General features: G+C 50.4%; 16 protein-coding genes. 6 read left to right on the top strand and 10 right to left on the bottom strand.

The features are described from left to right. Window positions 1-35: 35 nt before the first annotated feature. The 3 genes from CSR04_RS11635 to CSR04_RS11625 form a co-directional block, all read right to left on the bottom strand. Complete coding sequence (locus CSR04_RS11635; RefSeq protein WP_102796466.1) at window positions 36-476, bottom strand: helix-turn-helix domain-containing protein; 441 nt, start codon at window positions 474-476, stop codon at window positions 36-38. Window positions 477-485: 9 nt separating this feature from the next. After that, window positions 486-827, bottom strand: a complete 342-nt coding sequence (locus CSR04_RS25385) for a DUF4258 domain-containing protein (protein WP_102796465.1) — start codon at window positions 825-827, stop codon at window positions 486-488. Between the two features lie 425 nt (window positions 828-1,252). Then, window positions 1,253-2,212: a helix-turn-helix domain-containing protein gene (locus CSR04_RS11625; protein WP_172449335.1), complete on the bottom strand. Its 960-nt coding sequence runs from the start codon at window positions 2,210-2,212 to the stop codon at window positions 1,253-1,255. A gap of 357 nt (window positions 2,213-2,569) precedes the next feature. Here CSR04_RS11625 and CSR04_RS11620 point away from each other — a divergent pair, with 357 nt between their 5' ends. Beyond that, the gene (locus CSR04_RS11620) at window positions 2,570-3,274 is read left to right on the top strand and encodes a hypothetical protein (protein WP_146027164.1); all 705 of its coding nucleotides are present in this window, start codon (window positions 2,570-2,572) and stop codon (window positions 3,272-3,274) included. Next, window positions 3,271-3,939, top strand: a complete 669-nt coding sequence (locus CSR04_RS11615) for a DUF4386 domain-containing protein (RefSeq protein ID WP_102796462.1) — start codon at window positions 3,271-3,273, stop codon at window positions 3,937-3,939. The genes CSR04_RS11620 and CSR04_RS11615 overlap by 4 nt, the downstream gene beginning before the upstream one ends. A gap of 300 nt (window positions 3,940-4,239) precedes the next feature. Here the strand turns inward: CSR04_RS11615 and CSR04_RS11610 are convergent, their stop codons facing one another. Together CSR04_RS11610 and CSR04_RS11605 are read right to left on the bottom strand one after the other, a co-directional pair. Beyond that, a complete protein-coding gene (locus CSR04_RS11610) occupies window positions 4,240-4,464 on the bottom strand; it encodes a Txe/YoeB family addiction module toxin (protein WP_425427689.1) in 225 nt (74 codons plus the stop codon). Window positions 4,465-4,492: 28 nt separating this feature from the next. Then, on the bottom strand, window positions 4,493-4,765 hold the full coding sequence (locus CSR04_RS11605; RefSeq protein WP_102796460.1) for a type II toxin-antitoxin system Phd/YefM family antitoxin: 273 nt from the start codon (window positions 4,763-4,765) through the stop codon (window positions 4,493-4,495). 146 nt (window positions 4,766-4,911) lie between these two features. Between CSR04_RS11605 and CSR04_RS11600 the strand changes: the two genes are divergently transcribed. From CSR04_RS11600 to CSR04_RS11590, 3 genes are all read left to right on the top strand, one after another. After that, window positions 4,912-5,127: a hypothetical protein gene (locus tag CSR04_RS11600; protein ID WP_102796459.1), complete on the top strand. Its 216-nt coding sequence runs from the start codon at window positions 4,912-4,914 to the stop codon at window positions 5,125-5,127. Window positions 5,128-5,314: 187 nt separating this feature from the next. Then, complete coding sequence (locus tag CSR04_RS25380; RefSeq protein ID WP_281259789.1) at window positions 5,315-5,449, top strand: hypothetical protein; 135 nt, start codon at window positions 5,315-5,317, stop codon at window positions 5,447-5,449. A gap of 299 nt (window positions 5,450-5,748) precedes the next feature. Continuing rightward, complete coding sequence (locus CSR04_RS11590; RefSeq protein ID WP_102796457.1) at window positions 5,749-6,162, top strand: GFA family protein; 414 nt, start codon at window positions 5,749-5,751, stop codon at window positions 6,160-6,162. 410 nt (window positions 6,163-6,572) lie between these two features. Here CSR04_RS11590 and CSR04_RS11585 read toward each other — a convergent pair whose 3' ends face one another. From CSR04_RS11585 to CSR04_RS11570, 4 genes are all read right to left on the bottom strand, one after another. After that, complete coding sequence (locus tag CSR04_RS11585; RefSeq protein WP_102796456.1) at window positions 6,573-9,842, bottom strand: S41 family peptidase; 3,270 nt, start codon at window positions 9,840-9,842, stop codon at window positions 6,573-6,575. Between the two features lie 131 nt (window positions 9,843-9,973). Next, the gene (locus CSR04_RS11580) at window positions 9,974-10,132 is read right to left on the bottom strand and encodes a DUF2256 domain-containing protein (protein ID WP_102796455.1); all 159 of its coding nucleotides are present in this window, start codon (window positions 10,130-10,132) and stop codon (window positions 9,974-9,976) included. Next, on the bottom strand, window positions 10,129-11,607 hold the full coding sequence (locus tag CSR04_RS11575; RefSeq protein WP_102796454.1) for an FAD-binding domain-containing protein: 1,479 nt from the start codon (window positions 11,605-11,607) through the stop codon (window positions 10,129-10,131). The genes CSR04_RS11580 and CSR04_RS11575 overlap by 4 nt, the downstream gene beginning before the upstream one ends. Continuing rightward, window positions 11,604-12,959, bottom strand: a complete 1,356-nt coding sequence (locus tag CSR04_RS11570; protein WP_245921559.1) for a DASH family cryptochrome — start codon at window positions 12,957-12,959, stop codon at window positions 11,604-11,606. Before CSR04_RS11570 ends, CSR04_RS11575 begins: the two co-directional genes overlap by 4 nt. On the opposite strand from CSR04_RS11570, the gene CSR04_RS11565 reads away from it, so the two are divergent. Beyond that, window positions 12,951-13,493 (top strand): hypothetical protein, encoded by a 543-nt coding sequence (locus CSR04_RS11565; protein WP_172449316.1) that lies wholly within the window; start codon window positions 12,951-12,953, stop codon window positions 13,491-13,493. The genes CSR04_RS11570 and CSR04_RS11565 overlap by 9 nt on opposite strands. A gap of 4 nt (window positions 13,494-13,497) precedes the next feature. Here CSR04_RS11565 and CSR04_RS11560 read toward each other — a convergent pair whose 3' ends face one another. After that, complete coding sequence (locus CSR04_RS11560) at window positions 13,498-14,259, bottom strand: DeoR/GlpR family DNA-binding transcription regulator (protein ID WP_172449334.1); 762 nt, start codon at window positions 14,257-14,259, stop codon at window positions 13,498-13,500. Window positions 14,260-14,295 lie beyond the last annotated feature (36 nt).

Genomic DNA, 14,295 nt, shown 5'->3' with positions numbered 1-14,295 from the left:
GGCTTAAAACATTCAAGATTAATAGATGGAGACTGTTAAGCTGCAACTTCCCAATGATTTTCCACTTCTTCCAACCGAATCTCTTTAGCTGCCTCTTGGGCTTCTGTATCTGCTAATAAGTCCAGGAAATAACTGACAGGGTTATTCCTTTGCTGGCTTTCCATATACAGAGTCCGTAGCGCTACATCTGTAGTACGGGGAATTTTTGTCTGGCCTTTCTCATAGCGCGCAATTGTCTGCTCATCAACACCGAAGCGCATCCCGAGCATTTTCTGGGAAAGATTTAGTTCAATACGCAGAAACTTAAACTCTTCATTCGAAAGAGGTCGGTTGCTGTCCACAATAACCTGAGCAATCGCCTTATGCAGGCCGTTCATATCATCAATACTGGTATATTCCTCACCGTCAATCTGTTCAACGGTAAAACCATTCTTGAGATATACATTTGATAAACCGCTTTCTGTGTAATGGTACATACCAACCTCCTAATCTATCCACACAGTGACCAGTACTGAACTGGGGCTGTCATGATGATTCTTAAGGGCAACTGTCAGTTCTATGACCTTACCTGCTGCTGTGCCTTTTAAGTTAAACTTCCAATCACCATTGGTCTCGGCGTATGGGCCTTCCCTAAAAACAGAATGCTTGCTTTTAAGGAGGGTCATAATCTGACCGGTAGTAACCCCACGGTCTCTCATACGCGCCTTTACATGCTTACTCCACCTGATCCTGTGGGTATGATTTTCAGCCAGGTCATTGATTATCTTTCTGGCAGTCTCCTCCGTGAGAGGAAACTCGTTGACGCCTTGAGGGTTACTCTTTCGCATGAAGAACCTATCAACTTGACACCTATCATTTTGATAGGTGGTGGCGGCGATGTCAATTTAGTTATGTAGCCTTGATGGAGTATCTGTTTACACTAGTCAGCTAAACAACCCACTACTCCCCCGGATCAAAGGGTCGCTCATTAATCAGCCGTGTCATAGTTGTTGAAACAGTTTGAGACAATTGAGCGGTGACAAGACGGTTATTGCCGTCAATGACCGCTATTGGCATAAATTAGATATTAGTCTACAAACATCAGCCAGAAGCCCCCCTTAAGCGGCCCAAGCCGCTTTGCTCCCCCGCTAAAAAATTCCCGGTCAGTTCAGGGCGCTGCTAAAAGGTGGGCAATTTGCTGGGAGAAAATTGAGTGGAAGACGCGTCATAAAAGACATGGAGGTCAGTTAGGGTTCTACCCACCTGTTCTCTGCTACTCATCCCCCAACGCGTCAGCCAGTCTCATTTTTCTGTACTGTGCTGGCGTGGTATTAGTAATCTGTTTAAAGGCTTTATAAAACGATGAGCGAGCATTGAAGCCTACCTCATAACAAATATCCAGTGCGCTCTTTGTCGTTTGAGCCAGCAAAACCTTGGCCGCTTCAATTCGATTCTCATTCACGTAGTCAAAAAACGTCGTCCCCATGTGCTGATTCAGTACCTGAGACACCAGGTGGCTGCTGGTGTCGATGGATTCGGCAAGGTCAGACAGGGTTAGATCTGAATCGAGAAACAGCTCTTCGCAAACAATCGCCTTTTTAATAAGAGCAACTATTTCAGAAGCTCTATCTTTGCTCAGAGAAGATCGACTGTACTTTTTTGATTGGGTTTCTGATTCTTCAGTTGCTGGAGCATTGTGCAAATACTGACCGTCAAACGCGGGCTTCTGACGTAATCCCCACAGCGTCAGAATCCAAACGGACAGCAGTGCAATTAGAATCAATAGCTCTTTTACTACTAATGAAGCATTAAAAACCGTATCGACAAAAAAGTTTACAACTAACAGTCCCCAGAGAGCGGCGACCAGCGCAAACAGCCATGACAGCCAATTCAGCTCTCTGCATTCTGTATTGGAAAAAAAGCCTTTAAGGCGCTTGTGATGCCTGACAAGTCGAACTCCGGTAACAACAAGATAGTAAATTGATTGCGGTACCCAAAGCACCAGCAACAGCCAAACAATAATGACCAGTGGTTTCAGTAGCCCGTTTTCTGGCACCTGTGACAATAGCACCATACTCTCTACATCTTCATAGGGAGCAGTGAATACCCCTAGCAAGGCTAACAAAGATAGTGCCGCAGGAATAAAGTGGGTAAGCTTTTTAAGAGAAAAGTGCCACTCAATACGCGATGTCAGGGAATCAACATACAACCATAGCAGCGGCCCCAGGGACATAAATGCGACCAAGCTAAGGCCCACTGATACAACAAAATACGTAGGTCGAACCACTGCGAGCCAGGATGGAGCCACTAATATCAAGATAGACAACAACAAATTAGTCAGTGGACCATAACTAGGCAGTCGCGGCCGATTGGTTAATATGAAGGATATCGCTATCAGGCATATCCCACTCATCGCACCAATCATCGTTACAGTCACATATTCCAAACTCATTTTAGAATCAGCCCTCATATCCAGAATGCACACAGCTTACATCTTTTTTTGCTGTTTTTTGTCCAGCCCAGTGGGCACGGACACATGTCTTTTTAGCAAATGCAATGATTTCTACAGTTAATGACTGAGACTAAGAGTATGACTGTCTTGCTTACATCGCATTTGTTTATCGGGGCTGTTGCCGTTATTGCTGGACTAACAGCTTTCTTTGCAAAAAAAGGCAGTGCCCTGCACCGTTATACAGGCCTCATTTTTGCCGGGGCAATGGTCTACACGGCGGGTGGTGGAACTCTAATAGCAATAGATCGCCCAGAAGCGCTGACTGGCTTAGTTGGCCTATTTACATGCTATCTGGTAGTCAGCGGTTTGATTACCGTAAAACCCCGCGGTAAATGGTCGACCTCGATTGATCGGTTCATCCTTATAGCCGCTATTTTATTGGTGACAGCGTTTGTTTATTCTGGGCTTAAGGCGCCTTCAATTAGCCCGCAATTGGGCATTACTCCCCCCGTCTATTTTGGATTTGCAGCTATCGCAGCCATGGCAGCCGTAGGTGATTTTTTGAGCCTATGCCAGGGAGGACTAAAACATCACTGGAGGATAACCAGACATTTGTGGCGGATGGGGTTTTCTCTGTATATCGCTGCCGGGTCTCTGTTGGATGGGCCTGGTACCAAGGTGTTTCCCGAACAGTTGGCTGGAACACTCTGGTTGACCGCACCTGTCCACCTGATCGGCTTTCTAACCCTATTCTGGCTGATATCAACGGTCTTTAGTCGGCAGATCAATAAGCTAAACCTCTACCTCAAACAGCACATACAACAGTTTAGGAGACAGTCATGAATCACAATAACCTTTTCGCCCGATTATCCGGGCTGAGCTATCTGGTATTAATCGTAAGTGGTTTATTCGGGATGGTTTACGTTCCCGGAGTTATGTTTGATTGGATTGACAGTATTCAAACGGTCAGTAATTTACATGATAAATCCACCCTATTTCGAGCCGGAATCAGTGCCTGTTTACTAAGCTTCGTTTCTTTTACAGTATTGTCGGGGCTATTGAGCAAACTCTTTTTCAATAGCTCCAATCTTGGCGCACTTCTGCTGCTTAGCTTTGGCGTTATGGGTGCCACGGCTCTGTTAGCGAATACGCTCAACTACATCAATGTCGCAACGATTATGATGGGCCAACCTGAAGTTAACGAGCATACTGCATCACAGATCCTCTCCTTTGCCAGCCAATTCAGCAATGGGTTTACGCTAATTCAAGTCATTACTGGCATCTGGTTGGTAATTTTTGGATGGCTGGCCTATCGGACTCGCATGCTACCCACAGTTATCTGCATATTGTTGATTGTCTCGGGGCTAGTGAATTATGTCGCTGGTTTTGTGCTTAAGTTTGTCTTCGAAACGGGGGATGTACCGCTTTGGCTCTCTCTGCCCGGAACTTTAGGTGAGTTTTCAGCCTGCCTTTGGTTGCTTATTATGGGAGCGAAATCACAAAAGTAATATAGAGCGTTGGGTTACACGAGTAGTTCACGTGGGAATTTTGAAACCATCGGAGGCATGGATGCCGTCCCAAACGCGCCCCATGTTAAGCTGCATTTCGATAAAAATCGCATGATTGTCCTTCGTGGTGAAAGATACTTAAATTCCATTAGTAGGGCGGTTTGGAATCAGCTTGAACTGGCCGTAAAAGCAACAGACAGAGCGTCTGTTGTAAGGTGACAGGTGCTTCATAAAACACAAAAAAGTCAATGCTTGCCAGTTGAAAGGCAAAATTTAGGAAACGGGGAGTCATATCAGTAGTTAGGGCTGATCGTAATGACCACCGATAGCGAAGATATAAATGCACTCATCGTCGAACCGATATATCAAACGGTCTTTCCGTGATATCCGTTTGGACCATAAGCCAGAGAGGTTGTGCTTCAGTGGTTCTGGCTTTCCCAGTCCGGAAGATGGGTCATCGGAGCGCAGCATTTCCTTGAGCAATTTGCACAGGGCCTTGTGCAGTGGTTTGTCTTTTTCGCGCATAGCCTCATACGCTGTCCAAGTGTTGCCCTCAAATACCAGTGATCTCATCCAACTGCTCGCCAGTGGGTTTATAGCCTTGTCCACGGGTGTGGGTTTCAAGAGAGTCAGCAATCTGTTGCATAAGATTCTTGCTTTGGAGTACGTGAAGGGTTTCCTGCTCTCGTTCCCAGTCGTCGGCACTTATTACCACGAAAGCCTCTCCGGCACGGCGCGTTACCTTGAGCGGTTCGTGTCGGCTAACCACCTGCTCTACAACGCTTTTAAGGTTATCTCTGAATTTGTTTACACTGATTGTGTCCATAAAACGGCACCTTAATGTACGGAAGTTCCGTACTAGTATACGGCAGGAACCTTAACAAGGCCAAGCGCGTCGTTTTTTAGCAGTGCCTGAGCTGGTGGGAGAGTTTAAATGAAAAAGCATTTTGGATAGGTGGTCTTGATGGTGGTGTGTTTGTTTTAATTCAAAAGAATGAAGAATTAATGCCTGATGAATATTTGGGCGAAATTTATTATGTTTCTGGAGACGTAGCTTATAAAGGGAAAATGAAAATCGTACCTGCAGATAGTGAACTTATCGATTATTTGAATCCTGATTCTTACCAAGGGTGGGATGGTGACACATTGTATGTTGCAGGGATTAAACAGCTCAAAGTGCAAAAGTGAGTCACGGTCTACAAACATCAACCAGAAGCCACCCCTTAAGCGGCCCAAGCCGCTTTGCCCCCGCTTTCACAACTATTGATTTTTCTACCACGAAGATCGGAAGAACACGAAGAATGGACAATCGGTTTTTTCCCTGGTTTCACTAAGCCCGGTGGTGCTTGAGGCCCCGGCTAATGCTGAGCACCTGATGGCCGATGCGATACGCTCCGGGCGCTACGTTAGTGTTAAACCGGGTATGATGGCGTTATCGGTTGGCGCTTTTCTGCTATGCCAAACCCTTTATCAATACCGACGGGTACCACGCTTGTCGCGCTGGGACTGATCGGTTACCCATTGTTACTGCTGAAGATGCTGTCAGACTTCTTTAATATCTATATTGGTGGCGGTTTCCTTTATATTCCTGGGGCGTTGTTTGAACTTCTGGTGCCATTGTGGTTGCTTGTGAAAGGCTTTAATTTAACGGAGAAGCCAGCGTCTGCGGAAGCTAATTAGTGACCCTGACCGCCCTGGGACGCAGCAGTTGAAGCACATGACATGGTTTGGCCAATGCCCTTTTTGCATGTTGCATGCTTTGTTTCAACTGCTGTAAATGCTCGCACTATACAAAGAAGGAGAGTCAGGATGAGTCAAAAGTATCAAGGTTCGTGCTTGTGCGGAAATGTCCGTTTTTCCGTAGATGGATTCAGTGACAAAGCGGCGAATTGTCATTGCTCTATGTGCCGTAAGTTTCACGGTGCTGCCTTTGGCACATTGGTTGGAGTTCAAGGTCTTGCCTGGCTTTCTGGAAAAGATCTCCTTAAAGATTTTGTGGCATCAAATGGCACAATCCGCACATTTTGCATCAACTGTGGTTCAAGTATAGGTTTCAGAGTTAAAGGTGAGCCTGTTGGCAATATTGAGCTGGCTATAGCGACATTTGATACTGATATTCCAGTAACAATCGATGCACAAATTTATACTGGCTATAAAGCCAATTGGTGTGAATTGCAGCCTGAGTTACCCGCTTATTTTGAAGGCAGGACTGGCGCGTGTTGACTTTTTGAGCATATAGGTTTGGATCAAATTCTGGTTAGTAGGGGCAGGTTCATTGATCTTGGTATTGGGTCAACTGAGTCAAAGCTTTGCCCCGCTTTTCACAAGTAATTATTTTTCTACCACGAAGGACTCGAAGAGCACGAAGACTGGACAATCGATATTGTCCTTCGTGAACTTCGTGGTGAAACATATTTAATTTTCATTATTGGGGCGGCCAGGAACCAGATTGAATAGCTTGAGCTGGTCCAAAGAGCAACAGCCATGACGCTCGAGTGGGACTGGCGCGCAAGGGCTCGCTAAAAATGCACATATAGCGAATAGACCAATAAAAAAGCTGCAACCTAAGTTGCAGCTTTTTAAATTAATGGACTATGCCAATGACCCAAACACGGTCATCGGCCAACCCACCCTTACTTACCCAATTCCTTAGGCATAGCCGGTGCCTGCTCATGACGAATGGGCTTAAAGCTTTCCAGATCGTTTAGCACTTCGGCGATGGCACGCTGTAGCTGTGGGTCTTCGCCGCGGTTCACGGCCACAGGATCCAGTTCCACATCGATATCCGGTGCCACCCCTTCGTTTTCTACCCGCCATTCATGTTCGGGGGTAAAGAAACGGAAATGCGGTACATTCAACCGGCCACCATCGACAAAGTTGCGGTTAGCCGATACGCCAATCAAGCCGCCCCAGGTGGTTTTGCCGATCAGTTTACCCAGCTCCATACGTTTAAAGCTGTAGGGCAGGAAGTCACCGCCGGAGCCGGCATCCTGGTCAATCAGCATCACCTTAGGCCCGTATACGGCACCGGCCGGGGTGCTCAGAATCATGCTGCCTGAACGGTATTTCCAGCCGGCCAGATACTGGCGGGACAGCACATCGGTAATGTAGTTGGCCGCCTGACCACCGCCGTTGCTGCGCTCATCAATAATCATGGCGCGCTTATCGGCCTGTGGGTAGAACATGCGGTTAAAGTTGGTGTAGCCTGCGCCAGCGGTGTTGGGCAGATACACATAACCCGCCTTACCTGCGGTTTTTTCCCACACATATTGGCGATTCTGTTCAACCCAGTGCCAGTGGCGCAGTTTACGCTCTGAACTGATGGTATCCACCACCAGAGTTTTGGCATCCTCAACTTTACCATTGCGGCTCACCAGTAAACGCACCTGGGTATCAGCTTTACCGGTCAGCAGGCGATAGATATTGTCATCAGCAGATAGGTTTTCACCGTCGATGGCATGCAGGGTGTCACCCTTCTGAATATCAATGCCGGGCACGGCCAGCGGGGCGTGAAGATCCGGATTCCAGCGCTCACCGCTATAGATTTTGCTGAACTGATACTGGCCATTTACTATGGCGAAGTCGGCGCCCAGCATGCCTACCTTGATTGGTTTCTCTTTATGACCGTCGCCACCGTAGACCACGTTATGGCCCACCTCCATTTCGGCGATCATCTCGCGGATCAGCCAGTTCAGGTCTTCGCGACGACCCACATGGCTAAGCAGTGGCAGGTATTTGTTATAGACCTTCTGCCAGTTCAGGCCATGCATATTGGGGTCGTAGAAATAGTCCCGTTCATTGCGCCAGGCTTCAGCAAATATCTGCGCCCATTCCTGTCTGGGGTCGATCAGCGCCTTCACCGCAGCGGTTTTCAGTGGCTCGGCTTTAATTTTCTCCGCCACCTTGGCAATGCTGAGTTTGTTGTCTTTTCCGGTTAACAGCAAATGTTTGCCGTCGGCCGAGGCGCTAACAGCAAAGACTTGCTTTTCAACGTCTTCAACCTTGCGCTTGTCCATATTAAAGCGTTTTAACTCGGCGTCGCGCTGGGGGCTGCCGTCACTGTCAATGGCGGCACCGGCCTGGCTGTGTTCGACAAAGTACAGATTGTTATCGTTACCCACCGTCAGGCCGGTATAAAAGCGCTGGTCCACCGGCAGGGCCACGATACGTTGCTGCACACCGGCCAGATCGACGGCCTTGTCAGCGCTTTTATCCTGCTTATCTTCGGGCTTATCGTCTTTACCTTTGTCGGCACTGGGATCCCGGGCGTCTTCATCCGCCAGCTTGGGCAACAGCGGCGATTTGCCTTGTTTGTCCAGTACCACCGCATATAAACCGAAGCGCTGCGGTTTTTCCTGGGTGCTCATATCCAGGAAAAAGGCCGTAGAGCCTGCATTGGTAGATGAGGCAAAGTACAGATATTGACCGTCTGGGCTAAAAGCGGGCAGGGCGTTATGGCTCATGCCGTCGGTGACTTTATGCTGCTTGCCAGTGGCAATTTCGTATATATACAGATCGGCAAAATAATTGGGATTACGCTTGGTGTAGGCAAGCAGACGACCGTCGTTAGACACCGCCGTGTCAAAGCCCAGCATGCTGATATCTTCCATCACTTCGGTGCGCTTGCCGCTGTCCAGGGCCATCAGCCAAAGCTTCTGGCGGGAATCGGAATACACCAGATGTTTACCGTCGCCACTGATATGGCGCAAGCTGACATCTGTCGGTGTGTCGGTGGCGGCAAAGCGACGACGTTCCTTGCCGAATTGGTCGGCCACCACAATCTGATAACGGCCATCCTCGTCGGTGATATACACCAGTTCATCACCTGTGGCTGACCACAGGCCGTCCCGCTCGTTATACTGGCTGCTGTTGGTTAAGTTTTTGGTGGCGCCATCTTCCACCGGCACGCTGAAGATCTCGCCCCTGGCGCTGATCAGTACCCGTTTGCCGGTGGCAGATAATACTGCCTGGGTCATCGACGGCATGGCGTCTTGCCACTGTGTGCGCCATTGCACCAGATCCGCATTAACACGGATATCCAGTTTACGGCTGCGACCTTTTTTGCCGTCCAGTACATATAACTCGCCGCCCATGGCATAGATAATGTCTGTACCGCTGGCGTCGGCGCTGGTGATATCCCAGTCCTGGTTGTCGGTAACCTGGTTTAGCTTGCCTTTATCAAAAGCGAATAACTGGCGGCTTTTATTGCGGTCAGACAGGAAATACACCTTGTCACCCACCCATAGAGGGTTAGTGTCACTGAAATTGCCGTGGGGAATTTCCTGGTAGCTATGGCTTTTCAGATCGTAAATCCACACCGGTGGTGTGGTGCCGCCGCGGTGATTGCGCCAGCCACTGCCGCCACGATGGGCCGGTTGATGGGGATTGTAGGCCAGATAACGGCCGTCTTCAGATAGATCTGCATCGCCCACGGTGGCACGCATGACCTGCTCAGGTAAACCGCCCGACACTTTCACCTGATAAAGTTGGCCGGTGCGGCCGTTGGCGGTTTCACGGTAAGAGGTGAACAGCACAGATTTACCGTCCTCTGACCAGCCCACCACGTCGTCTTTGCCGGCATGCCAGGTCAGGCGCTGTGGCTGCCCGCCCTGGGTGGGGATGATGTACACATCCTGGTTATCGTCATACGCGCCGGTATAGGCCAGCCATTTACCGTCCGGGGAAAAATGCGGATGGTCTTCGTCTGCCGCGTGGGATGTCAAACGGGTCACCCCCTGACCGTTTCGGTCTGCACGGTAAATATCACCGGCGTAAACAAAGGCGATATGCTCTTTACTCAGGGTGGGGGATTGCAGCATTTTGCTGCCGGATGCAGCCACTGTCGTGCTGGCAATCAGGGGCGACAGCGAGCCCAGCAACAGGGCCAGGGTAGTCTTTTTCATATTGTTATATCCTTTAGATCAAGGCGCTGTGAATACATCTGGTTTGTAACTTTATATCAGTCGATTAGTACTTGCTTGGCGAGCAAATTGCAACAGCCAGGGCATCCTGATTGGGTTACAAGGTGTTAATCTCAGCAGCCGCTGCGCCGCTGTTTACAGCCTTGACTGCAATACTGTACCTGCTCCCAACAGGCATGCCATTTTTTGCGCCAACGAAAGGGCCTGTGACATTGCGCACAGATTTTTACCGGTAAGTCGGTCTTTTTTACTGTTTTGCCATTACGTTTCATGAGCCTGGGCGCACATGGCGACGCAATATGCGGCTGGCCTGGCGCCTGACCTCCGGGCGTTTTCGCCAGGCCCACAGCAGCTCCCGGGCGGCTTTGGCGCTGTGCTGAATGTCCACCAATGGCAAGGGATAGTCCTGACCCAGTTGAACCTGATACATCTGCTGCTCCATGGCTGTCATCAGCCAGGGCTGGTGAATGAGTTCGTTGGGCAGGGCGGCCAGTACCGGCAGCCATTGACGGATAAACTGGCCGTCCGGGTCCTGCTCCTGCGACTGTTTTACCGGGTTGTAGATACGTATGGTGTTGGTGCCGGTCACCCCGGCCTGCATCTGAAACTGTGGGTAATGAATGCCAGGCTCAAAGTCCAGAAATAGCCTGGCCAGATGCTGTACGCCCAGTCGCCAGTCCAGCATCAGATGATGACACAGAAAGCTGACCAGCATGGCCCGCATACGGAAATTGATATAGCCGGTGTGATAAAGACAGCGCATGCAGGCGTCGACCAGCGGGTAACCGGTGTTACCCTGTTGCCAGGCTTTCAGGCGCACCGCTACGTCAGGCCCCTGCAGGTAGGGCAGATGCTGGTAGCCAGCGTTAATGTGTTCAAACTGCATGCTACATTCACTTTCAAATTTCTGGATAAAGTGGCAGTGCCAATGCAAGCGTGACGACAAAGCGCGAAGGGCATAACGCCAACCCGGTCGTTGCCAGTGCTTTAGCAAATGTTGGTAGCATTGGCGCAGACTGATATTGCCCCAGGCCAGATAGGGGGACAGCCTGGAACAACCTTCCCGGCTGCGCAGTGGGCTGGAGATCGCCTTGGCATAATCCTGACCACGTCCGGCAAAGAAGCTGTGCAGGGTTTGCCATGCCTGACTTTCACCACCGGATTGAAAATGTGCAGCGGCTGTTTGCCAGGCTGACGGGGCGCTGAAAAACGGCAGACTATGATGGGCTGGCTGCACCTGAGATAGCCAGGGTATAGGCTGCAGGTCAACGTCGGCCTGGGGTTGGCGCATCACTTGCTGCCAGGATTTGTCCCAGTCCTTGCGATGAGCAAGGCCTCGAATCACGCCGCCAGACTGAAATTGTTGCCATGTTATGTTGTTGTGCTGACACCAGCGGGCAAGGGCGTTGTCGCGGGCAAAGGTATTATTCAGGCCGGTTTCCTGGTAGCTCCAGATATGCCTGATTTGATAATGCTCCGCCAATTGCGCAAAGCAGTCCAGCGCGTCACCTTGCAATACCCAAAGTGCATCTTGTGGCAGGCGTCTGGCCATATCTGCCAGGGACTGATAGATAAAGCGCCAGTGGCGGATGTCATAATGGGGATCATCCAGCAGCATAGGTTCAACAATATACAGCAGCAGTACCGGACAGGGCGACGTCATCGCCTGTTTTAGCGGGGCATGGTCAGACAATCTCAGGTCGCGCTTCAGCCATACAATATTGATGGATGGTTTTGCTGCCGTCATTCGGATTCCCTGCCGGGCTGGTTGGCATCAGTGTCAGGTAAAGGCCAGTCTGCAGCATCCTGATGATCCAGTTGCGGATCACAATCCTCGCCGCCCCAGCGACGGATAAATTGCCCCTGTGGGTCATACAAACGGCCTTGTTTGTGTAAATCGAACCAGCGCCCACCACGGGGATCGGCGCCCACCCCCGCCAGATACTGCCAGTTACCCCAGTTGGCTGCCACATCATAATCGATTAACTGTTGCTGAAAATAGGCGGCGCCGTAGCGCCAGTCGCCCTGCAATTCATTGAGCCAGCAACTGGCGGCAATTTGCCTGGCGCGATTACTGATATAGCCGGTTTGGTTGAGCTGACGCATGACGGCATTCACCAGCGGGTAGGGCGTGTTGCCCATACACCATTTTGCGAAGCGCCCGGCGTGAAAACTGGTCAGCGGAGGCTGGCTATGGATACCGGCAAAGCGGAATACCTGGCTTTGGTAACGCTGCAGGTACCAGTGGAAATATTCCCGCCACAAAAGCTCGAATTTTATCCAGTAGGTAGACTGGTTAGCGCCCTTGTCCTGTTCAAATTGCCGCAGACGTTGCCAGATCTGACGCACAGATAAGCAACCAAAGGCCAGCCAGGGACTGAATCTGGTGGAAGATTGTGGACAGTCGAGGGCATTGCGGGTGTCTTTGTAGGTCAGCGGTGCATCGGTATTGAAATAAGTATGCAGATGGGCAGCGCCAGCCTGACAGCCGCCCTGAAACGCCAACGTATTGCCGGGCTTGCCAGCACTGCTCAGCGTCATTTTCTGCTCGGGCGCAGCAACTGGCGGCGGCAATAAGATCACCCTTTCCACTGGTGGCACAACAGAAAACAGCGGCTCCACAAGCTGACGAAATGGGGTGAAATGCTTTGGCAGGTCAGTCAGGTCAAACGGCAGTTGTGACCTGTCAAATAGCGTATGTTGCCAGCTGGTCTGAAAATCCACCCCCATTGCTGCCAGCTTCTGAGCCAGGCGGGCGGTCAGAGCTTGTTCATACACACCAAATGGCGCACTTTGCCCCACCAGGTTGATTTTTCTGGCCTGCACAAAACGGCAGACGGCTGTCAGGGGCTCTTCTTCCAGTACATGCAGATGCTGCCCAAAAAGTTGCAGTGTCTGCTGTAACTGGCTCAGGCTTTGCTGTAAAAATCGCCTGGCATGTATGCCTTGCCCACGGCAGGTATAGCGACCGGGTTGCTGGTCTTCAGGGTCTGCGATATACAGGCAGTCCAGCCGGTCCACCTGACGGGCAATGGCGGCAAGGGCCTGGTTGTCCTGCACACGAAGGTCGCGGGTAAAAACGAAAAGTCCATGTTTCATTGGCACTGGTATTCTCATTTATTGTTGCTAATACTGATACGCACAACAGCGCAAAACGATCGTTTCGTATGGATGGCAGTGAAAATGGATTTACCCGCAGATAAAAAAATCTTCTTATACAGTGGCTACCTGTTGTGGATTCTGATGCTGATTCTGGTATGCGGCTGGTTTATAAACCGTCATACCGATGAACATTGGAACTGTTACAGCGAAATTGTCCAACGCAACGTTTCACCACAAGGTAACAGGCTGGTGGAAATAGATTTGTTTGATTGTGGCGGCGCCACTACAGACTATGTGGGCCATGTCAGATTACGAACGACAAACGAGGATGAGGGGGTAAGCATACTCAAATTTGCGGGCAGACCCGATGAATCCGGGCTGACCCTGCAATGGCTTAGTAATGATAAGCTGTTAGTCAAGGTCAGCAGTATTCACAAACTTAAAGCGCTGACCCCGGAAAATAACCCTTTTTCGGGGCTGCATATTTGCTATGAAATTGACCCCGCCCCTCAGGTTTCACGTTGCAACTAGAAACTTACTCAGCGATCAGCACTTCCACCCCGGCTGTTTCCAGGGCAACGGCCAGCTCTCCTTCCGGTGCCTGATCACTGACCAGTAAATCAATGTCGGCAAAATCTGCCATATGCACGGCCCCGGCTTTATTAAATTTACTGCTGTCGGCCAGAATCACGGTTTTGCGGGCCAGTTTTAGCAGTGAACGCTTAAAGTCGGCCTCCTGCAAATTTAAATCCAGACAACCCCGCTGCGCGTCCAGTGCACTGATGGACAGAAACAGCAGGTCCGGGGCAAAGCGACGGGCCTGACTGATGGCTTCCTGATCCAGGGCGGCGCGGTAGTCAGTGTCCATCTGCCCGCCAACAAACACGCAGCGCCAGTCATTGCGGCCCAGCACTTCGCTGGTGATATCCAGGGAATTAGTGACTATCTGCAAGCCTTTGGGCTGATGCAATGCTCTGGCCAGCCAAAAGCTGGTGGAGCCGCAATCGATAAACACCGTCATGCCATCCTGCACCAGCCCGGCGGCCTGGCGGCCAATCTGCTGCTTTACCTGGGCATGCATATTGATGCGTTTTTTATAGCTGGGTTCCAGCAGCGCGTCGGGCAGGCGCACGCTGCCATGCATTTTTACCACATTGCCGTTTTTTTCCAGGTGGCGGATGTCCCGGCGGATGGTTTCCATTGTGACATTCAGACGTGACGCCAGCTCACTGACCGAGCTGGACTGTTGCTGGCGCAGAATATTCATCACTTCTATCAGGCGTTCGGCGGTGTTCACAGGGCTTTCCTTAGGTGTATTCCAGGCCAGTATATC

Source organism: Bowmanella denitrificans, from assembly GCF_002887595.1.
GTDB classification, from domain to species: domain Bacteria; phylum Pseudomonadota; class Gammaproteobacteria; order Enterobacterales; family Alteromonadaceae; genus Bowmanella; species Bowmanella denitrificans.
This window is presented reverse-complemented; position numbering and strand designations above follow the sequence as displayed.

Bases quoted from the DNA above. Each gene is read 5' to 3' on its own strand.
- CSR04_RS11635 (WP_102796466.1), bottom strand. From the start codon at position 476: ATGTACCATTACACAGAAAGCGGTTTATCAAATGTATATCTCAAGAAT.
- CSR04_RS25385 (WP_102796465.1), bottom strand. From the start codon at position 827: ATGCGAAAGAGTAACCCTCAAGGCGTCAACGAGTTTCCTCTCACGGAG.
- CSR04_RS11625 (WP_172449335.1), bottom strand. From the start codon at position 2,212: ATGTCCCTGGGGCCGCTGCTATGGTTGTATGTTGATTCCCTGACATCG.
- CSR04_RS11620 (WP_146027164.1), top strand. From the start codon at position 2,570: ATGACTGTCTTGCTTACATCGCATTTGTTTATCGGGGCTGTTGCCGTT.
- CSR04_RS11615 (WP_102796462.1), top strand. From the start codon at position 3,271: ATGAATCACAATAACCTTTTCGCCCGATTATCCGGGCTGAGCTATCTG.
- CSR04_RS11610 (WP_425427689.1), bottom strand. From the start codon at position 4,464: ATGCGCGAAAAAGACAAACCACTGCACAAGGCCCTGTGCAAATTGCTC.
- CSR04_RS11605 (WP_102796460.1), bottom strand. From the start codon at position 4,765: ATGGACACAATCAGTGTAAACAAATTCAGAGATAACCTTAAAAGCGTT.
- CSR04_RS25380 (WP_281259789.1), top strand. From the start codon at position 5,315: ATGGCCGATGCGATACGCTCCGGGCGCTACGTTAGTGTTAAACCGGGT.
- CSR04_RS11590 (WP_102796457.1), top strand. From the start codon at position 5,749: ATGAGTCAAAAGTATCAAGGTTCGTGCTTGTGCGGAAATGTCCGTTTT.
- CSR04_RS11585 (WP_102796456.1), bottom strand. From the start codon at position 9,842: ATGAAAAAGACTACCCTGGCCCTGTTGCTGGGCTCGCTGTCGCCCCTG.
- CSR04_RS11580 (WP_102796455.1), bottom strand. From the start codon at position 10,132: ATGAAACGTAATGGCAAAACAGTAAAAAAGACCGACTTACCGGTAAAA.
- CSR04_RS11575 (WP_102796454.1), bottom strand. From the start codon at position 11,607: ATGACGGCAGCAAAACCATCCATCAATATTGTATGGCTGAAGCGCGAC.
- CSR04_RS11565 (WP_172449316.1), top strand. From the start codon at position 12,951: ATGTTTCATTGGCACTGGTATTCTCATTTATTGTTGCTAATACTGATA.
- CSR04_RS11570 (WP_245921559.1), bottom strand. From the start codon at position 12,959: ATGAAACATGGACTTTTCGTTTTTACCCGCGACCTTCGTGTGCAGGAC.